General features: G+C 72.8%; 6 protein-coding genes. 4 read left to right on the plus strand and 2 right to left on the minus strand.

Features of this window, described 5'->3' with window-relative positions:
- Window positions 1-72 precede the first annotated feature (72 nt).
- The gene (locus tag HYE82_RS12965) at window positions 73-2,079 is read right to left on the minus strand and encodes a CocE/NonD family hydrolase (RefSeq protein WP_179174162.1); all 2,007 of its coding nucleotides are present in this window, start codon (window positions 2,077-2,079) and stop codon (window positions 73-75) included.
- 345 nt (window positions 2,080-2,424) lie between these two features.
- Between HYE82_RS12965 and HYE82_RS12970 the strand changes: the two genes are divergently transcribed.
- The 4 genes from HYE82_RS12970 to HYE82_RS12985 all read left to right on the plus strand — a co-directional run bounded on the left by HYE82_RS12970 (window position 2,425) and on the right by HYE82_RS12985 (window position 5,677).
- Complete coding sequence (locus HYE82_RS12970) at window positions 2,425-3,435, plus strand: polyprenyl synthetase family protein (RefSeq protein ID WP_179174156.1); 1,011 nt, start codon at window positions 2,425-2,427, stop codon at window positions 3,433-3,435.
- 278 nt (window positions 3,436-3,713) lie between these two features.
- Window positions 3,714-4,943: a DUF2092 domain-containing protein gene (locus HYE82_RS12975; RefSeq protein WP_179174157.1), complete on the plus strand. Its 1,230-nt coding sequence runs from the start codon at window positions 3,714-3,716 to the stop codon at window positions 4,941-4,943.
- A 117-nt stretch (window positions 4,944-5,060) separates the two neighbouring features.
- A complete protein-coding gene (locus tag HYE82_RS12980) occupies window positions 5,061-5,264 on the plus strand; it encodes a plasmid partition protein ParG (RefSeq protein WP_256987143.1) in 204 nt (67 codons plus the stop codon).
- Window positions 5,261-5,677 carry a hypothetical protein gene (locus HYE82_RS12985; RefSeq protein WP_256987144.1) on the plus strand — a complete coding sequence of 139 codons (417 nt, stop codon included), beginning with the start codon at window positions 5,261-5,263 and terminating at the stop codon, window positions 5,675-5,677. The genes HYE82_RS12980 and HYE82_RS12985 overlap by 4 nt, the downstream gene beginning before the upstream one ends.
- 18 nt (window positions 5,678-5,695) lie before the next feature.
- Here the strand turns inward: HYE82_RS12985 and HYE82_RS12990 are convergent.
- Window positions 5,696-6,911, minus strand: a 1,216-nt coding sequence (locus HYE82_RS12990; protein ID WP_179174159.1) for a M28 family metallopeptidase, incomplete at its 5' end; no start/stop codon positions are given.

A 6,911-nucleotide genomic window follows, 5' to 3' on the forward strand; every position in this document is an offset into this window, starting at 1 on the left:
CCGGCTCGGATCCGGCGCACTCCGGCTCGGATCCGGCTTGCGTCGGCGCGGGCGGGTGCGGGGGCGGCGCGGTCACCCCGCGGTGCGCGGCAGGCGGCGCTCCCACGTGCGGTGGAAGACGACCTCCTCCCCCTCCCGGCACACCAGCTCGTCGGAGGTGAGGAACGCGGCCCCGTCGCAGCCGATCTCCGAGCGGGTCTCGATCCGCACGTCCCAGAGCGGCTCGGGCCGGTGCAGCCGGATCCGCCACGTGGAGCGGGTCCGGGCCGACAGGGCGTCCCCGTCCCGGATCTCGTACACCTCGCCCGCCTCCTCGGTGGACTCCAGTCCGTCCGGGTACACCCGGGTCCCGCCGTACCGCGGGTCCACCTCCAGCCGCCACGCCCCGCGCGCGACGTCCCGTACGACCATCCGCTCCGGCCGCGGCTCGTCCAGCGTGGCCGGGACGGCCACCCCGAGCGGCGGCGCCTGTTCGGGCGGTCCGAAGGCGACGGCGCCGTCCGTGGCGGGGGAGGGGAAGCGCACCGGGAGGACGAGGGCGCTGCCCGCCGGGTCCAGCGTCCAGCCGGCCTCGGAGCCGGGCCGCGGCCAGAGCCACGGCCAGTACGCCGAGGACAGGGCGAGGCGGATGCGGTGGCCCGGTGCGAAGGCGTGCCCGATGCCGTTCAGCTCGACCACCACGTCCTCGTACGCGCCCACCGGCCACGGCGCCGCCTGGTCCCGGCCCAGCCGCGCCGACAGGTTCAGCGCGCCCCGGGTGACCAGCGTGGAGGAGCCGTCCGGTGCGACGTCGCAGAGGCGGGCGGCGACCTGCCCGTACGGGACGTCCATCCGCAGGCGCAGCGTGACCCGGGGCCGGCCCAGGATCTCCAGGGGCGTCCCGCCCGCCACCGGGAACTCGAAGCACGCGGACTTCGCGTCCTCCTCCCGCTGGTCCGGCGGCAGGTCGGCCTCGTTGCCGTACGGGCGGAACCGCCCCGCGTCCAGGCCCGTGTGCTGCGGCGAGGCCACGGCCACCGGCGCGCCCTGCAGCCCGTACGTGACGGGGGTGACGGCGGGTGAGGGCCAGGCCGGGTCGCCGGCCCAGCGGCCGGGCAGCAGCTCGTACGTCGTGGCCGGCGGGTGGGAGGCGGAGATCCAGGACCGCAGCAGCGGCTCGTCCATCACCCCGTTGGCGGAGCCCCTCAGCCAGTGGTCCCACCAGCGCAGGGTCTCCTGCAGGAAGCCGATGGCCGGGCCCGGCGGCAGCCCGCGGTCGGGGTACTGGTGCGACCAGGGGCCGATCAGGCCGCGCACCCGGTCGGCGGGCAGGTGGGAGACCAGCCGCAGCACGGTGTCCCGGTACGGGTCGTGCCAGCCGCCCACCGCGAGGACGGCCGCGCGCACGGCCCCGTAGTCCTCGCAGACGCTGCCGTGCATCCAGTGGGCGTCGCGCGTCTGGTGCGCCAGCCAGGTGTGCAGGGGCGGTTCGACCGACTCCAGCCGGCCCAGCCACTGCTCGCGCCAGCCGTCGCCGACGTACTGCGGGTCCGGCGGGCGGGCGGCGAAGGCCAGCAGGGTCGCGGACGCCGCGTGCAGGTCCGCGGCGAGGACCGAGCCGCCCGCGTAGTGCGCGTCGTTGTCGAAGCGGTCGTCCGTCGAGCAGACGGTGACGACGGCCTTGAGGGCCTCCGGGGCGAGCGCCGCGATCTGGAGGGAGTTGGTGCCGCCCCACCCGATCCCGAACATCCCCACCGACCCCGTGCACCACGGCTGCGCCGCCAGCCACTCCACCACCGCCACCCCGTCGGCCAGTTCCCGGTCGGCGTAGGCCTCGCCCGGGCTGCCGCCGCTGCAGCCGTGGCCGCGTACGTCCACCCGCACGGAGGCGTAGCCGTGGCCCGCGTACCAGGGGTGGCGCTGCCCGTCCCGCGGGGCCGTCCAGTCCGTCAGCCGGTACGGCAGGTACTCCAGCAGGGCCGGGACGGGCGCGGCCGTGAGCGGGCGCCAGATCCGCGCGTACAGCTCCACGCCGTCGGGCATCGGGATGCGGACGTCCTCGTGCGCGGTCTCGTGGGGGAAAGCGGTGCGGATGTTCACGTCCACCGTGCCGTCCGCCTCCTCGGTGGACCGGCGGCGGCCGGGACGGGCCGCGCGGACGTCAGCCATCCGACGGCCGCCATACGGGTGGCCGCGGCGCCGTCTGCGGCGGCCGGCTCCGCCGGAACCTCCCACTCGGTCACAGTTCTGGACAAGACGCGCTCTCCGGTTGTCTCGGCTCATCACGAACATACCGGGATATTGGGGGCAGCGCGTCGGCGGCGGCGTGACGGGTGCTCTCAGTGATCGAAATCGGACCGGATAGGCTGGCTTGAGAGAAGGCAGCGACACATCGACAATCCAGGTGATCGTCAGCGTGATCGTCAGCAGACAGGAGTACCCCTCGTGACCGTCGTCGGGCCGTTCGGACTGAGCGTGCGGGACCAGGCTCTTGAGACCGATGTCCAGGCCGGACTGGCCGCCGTCGAGGCGGGTCTGCTGGAGGCCACCAAGAGCGAGGTCCCCTTCATCACCGATGCCGCGCAGCACCTGGTCAAAGCCGGCGGCAAGCGGTTCCGGCCGCTGCTGGTCATGCTCGCCTCCCGCTTCGGCGACCCCCACGCGCCCGGGATCGTGCCCTCCGCGGTGGTCGTGGAGCTCACCCACTTGGCGACGCTCTACCACGACGACGTCATGGACGAGGCGGACGTGCGCCGCGGTGTGGCGAGCGCCAACGCCCGCTGGGGCAACTCGGTGGCCGTCCTGACGGGTGACTTCCTGTTCGCCCGCGCCTCGCACATCCTGGCCGACCTCGGCCCCGAGGCCGTGCGCATCCAGGCCGAGGCCTTCGAGCGGCTGGTGACGGGCCAGATCCTGGAGACCGCCGGCCCGCGCGACGGCCGCGACCCGGTCGCCCACTACCTCGACGTCATCGCCGGCAAGACCGGCTCGCTGATCGCGGTCTCCGGCCGGTTCGGCGCGCTGATGTCCGGCGCCGACGAGTCCGTCGTCGACATCCTGACCCAGTACGGCGAACGCCTCGGCACCGCCTTCCAGCTCGCCGACGACGTCCTCGACATCGCCTCCGACTCGCACGAGTCCGGCAAGACCCCGGGGACCGACCTGCGCGAGGGCATCCCGACGCTGCCCGTGCTGCGGCTGCGGGAGATGGCGGCGGCCGGCGGCGACCCCGCCGACCTGGAGCTCGTACGCCTCCTGGACGGCGACCTGACCGACGACGCCCGGCACGCCGAGGTGCTCGCCCGGCTGCGGCTGCACCCCGCGCTGGAGCAGGCCCGCCGGGACACCGTCCGCTACGCGCAGGACGCCCGCGCCATGCTCGCGCCGCTGCCGGACTGCGCCGCCAAGGCCGCGCTGGAGGAGCTGTGCGACGCGGTGGTGCACCGCGCCGGCTAGCTGCCGCCGCCCGGGTGGCGCCGGGTACGACCAAGGTCACATGCGGGGCCCCGCATCCCCTACGGGCAGGGGATGCGGGGCCCCGGTCATGTCATCCCCTGGGCGTACGCGGAGTTGAGCCCGCGGAGTGACGCCCCCACCCCCTCCTCTTTGGTCAGATGGAGATACATCCCCACCAGATCGGGTGAGAGTGGCGGCGCGGGGTGGACAGGTGCAGGCATGGAAGAAGGCCGGGCACGGAAGAAGGCCGCCGCCGTACACAAAGAGGTAGGGCAGACATGGCAACGAACGCAAAGTCCCGCAAGGCCGCCCGGTACGCCGTACCGGTCGCCGTGGCGGGTGTGGCCGCAGCGACGGTGGCGATGGTCCCGGCCTTCGCCAACGCGGGCAGCCCGGACCTGCCGAAGGTGACGGCCCAGCAGCTGATCGAGAAGGTCGCCGCCTCGGACGTGGAGCAGTTCTCCGGCAGCGCCAAGATCAGCACCGACCTGGGCCTGCCGTCCTTCGCGGGCGGCCTCCTGGGCGCGGCGGGCGGCGGCGGTGGCGTCGCCGGAGGGTCGGCCGATCCGCAGGAGAAGCTCGCCCGGCTGGCGAGCGGCAGCCACACGCTGCGGGTCGCGGTCGACGGGCCGGACCGCCAGAAGATCACGTTCGTGGACGGCAAGGACGAGTACAGCCTGATCCACAACGGCGCGGACGTCTGGGGCCACGACAGCAAGGCCAACGAGGTCTGGCACGAGAAGGACCCGGAGGCGGGCAAGGCCGCCGGCCAGGACCACAAGAAGACCGCCGACCGGCTCGGAGCCTCTCCGCAGGAGATGGCCCAGGAGCTCCTCAAGGCCGCCGGCCCGACCACGGACATCAGCGTCGGCGACAACGCCCAGGTGGCCGGCCGGGACGCTTACCAGCTGGTGCTCAAGCCCAAGCAGAGCGGTTCCACGGTCGGCTCCGTCAAGATCGCCGTGGACGCGAAGAACGGCGTGCCGCTGCGCGTTCAGCTGCTCGCGGCCGAGGGCGGCAAGCCGATCGTCGACGCCGGCTTCACGAAGGTGGACTTCGCCCGGCCCGCCGCCGACACCTTCGCCTTCACCCCGCCCAAGGGCGCCAAGGTGACCGAGGGCAAGGCGGGCGGCCCCGAGGGCGGCCCGGGTCACGGCAAGGACTTCAAGGGCCTGGAGGCCTTCCCCGGCCTGGGCGCCATCACCGGCGGCGCCGGCGGCAAGGGCGGCAACGGGGACACGAAGGTCCTCGGCGAGGGCTGGGCGACCATCGCCCGGATCGACACGGGCGCGGGCCGCAGCCTGAAGGAGCTGGAGAACGACAAGAACGCCCCGAAGGAGGCCAAGCAGTTCCTCAACTCCCTCGGGGACAAGGTCTCCGGAGGGTTCGGCGAGGGCCGGGTCTTCAAGACCCGCCTGGTCAACGCGCTGATCACGGACGACGGCAAGGTGTACGTCGGCGCGGTCACCAAGGACGCGCTGGTGCAGGCCGCCACCGCCAACAAGTAGCCGCGCCGCCGCGACACGTAGCCGCGGCACGGCCAAGGGTGGGCGGGCACTGTGTCCCTGCCCACCCTTCGGCCGTTCCGGCCGTGCGTACAGCAGCCCCGCTGTACCGTGTGGAGCATGTCGAGACACGTCACCATCCGCCTGGACGAGGAGTTCCACGAGCGTCTCAAGGCGCGTGCGGCGGCACAGGGGACGACGGTCACCGCTCTGATCACCGAGGTGACGGAGCGCGAGCTCGACGAGGACCGGAAGAACTTCCTGTCCGGGATAGAGGAATTCGCCGTCCACTGGGGCTACTTCCAGGAACGGTTCGGCAATTGAAGATCACCATGGAGTGGGCCTGGACCGCCCTGGCACACCATCTTCCGTCCGATCCCGCCGTGTGGGATCCCTCCGGGGTGGCCGCCGCGGTCGCCCGGCACCAGAACGACCTCGTCATGGTGCCCGAACAGCCCGCCCCGGACACCGCGTGGCGGGCCGCCGCGTTCCTGCACACCCTCGCCGTGTGCCCGGCGCTGGAGTCGCCGATGAACGAGTTCTACGCGGCCGCCGCCACCCGCTCCTACCTGCGGGTGGCGGGGGCCGATCAGCTTCCCTCGCCCGAGCAGCTCGGCGACCTGGTGGAGGCGGCCAAGCTGGGCCGGGCCGACGTCGGCGCCGTGGCCGAGGAGCTGCGCGCCCTGATCAGGGAGCCGCTGGACGCTTCGCTCCAGGGTCCTGCCGAGGGCGCGTAGCGCCGGGTGGCGGGCCGGTCAGAAGGTGATCCTCCAGCTGTTGATGTAGCCGACGTCCTGCGCGGCCACGTCCTTGACCTGGAGCTTCCAGACGCCGTTGGCCGCCTCGCTCGACGCGTTGACGGTGTAGGCCTGGACGAGGTTGTCGGCGCTGCCGCCGCTGCGGTTGTGCAGGTTGTAGACGGTGCCGTCCGGGGCGACCAGGTCGACCACCAGGTCACCGCGGTAGGTGTGGACGATGTTCACGTCGACCTTGGTGGTGGCCGGGGCGTTGCCCGTCACGCCCGAGACCGTGATCGGCGAGTTCACTGCCGCGCCGGGGGAGTCCGGGATGTTCACGTCGGCCGTGTTCTCGAAGGACGGGCCGGGCGGGACGGGGGTGGCCGCCCCCAGGTTCCAGACGGCGTAGGCGACGGCGTCCGCGTTGCGGTCCAGCGCGGTGTCGCTGATGTTCGAGGTGGTGTCGCAGGAGGAGTGGTAGCAGCGGTCGAAGGACTGGCCGGCCGTGCCGCCCCACTTCTGCGCCTGGGCCGAGGTCTTGGTGTTGCTGGCGCCGGTGAACAGGCCGCCGACCGCGATGCCCGCGTTCTTGAAGGAGGCGTGGTCGGAACGCCCGTCGCCCTCGGTCTCTATCTCGGTCGGAACGCCGATGCCCGAGAAGTAGGTCTTGAAGGTCTGCTCGATGGTCGGGTCGTCGTCGTAGACGAAGTAGCCCGGGTTCGGCGAGCCGATCATGTCGAAGTTCAGGTAGCCGGAGATCTTCGCCTTCTCCGCGCTCGGCAGGCTGTTCACGTAGTACTTCGACCCGACCAGGCCGAGTTCCTCCGCGCCCCACCAGCCGAACCGCAGGTGCTTGGTGGGCTGGAGCTGGGCGCGCGACACGGCCAGCGCGGTCTCCAGGACGGCGGCCGAGCCCGATCCGTTGTCGTTGATGCCCGGGCCGGAGGTCACCGAGTCGAGGTGCGAGCCGGCCATGAGGACCGAGTTCGGGTCGCCGCCCGGCCAGTCGGCGATCAGGTTGTAGCCGGTGGCGCCGCCGGAGGTGAACGTCTGCAGGGTGGTGGTGAACCCGGCCGCGTCCAGCTTGCCCTTCACGTAGTCGATCGAGGCCTTGTAACCGGCCCTGCCGTGGGCGCGGTTGCCACCGTTGCCGGCGGCGATGGTCTGGAACTGCGTCAGGTGCGCCTTGACGTTGGCCAGCGGGATGTCGGGCGGGGTGGGGGCCGCGGTCGCC

The sequence above is a fragment of the Streptomyces sp. BR123 genome (assembly GCF_013401435.1).
Lineage (GTDB): Bacteria > Actinomycetota > Actinomycetes > Streptomycetales > Streptomycetaceae > Streptomyces.

What these genes read in the sequence shown, in the direction of transcription:
- HYE82_RS12975 (WP_179174157.1), top strand. Translation starts at nt 3,714, where the DNA reads ATGGCAACGAACGCAAAGTCCCGCAAGGCCGCCCGGTACGCCGTACCG.
- HYE82_RS12980 (WP_256987143.1), top strand. Translation starts at nt 5,061, where the DNA reads ATGTCGAGACACGTCACCATCCGCCTGGACGAGGAGTTCCACGAGCGT.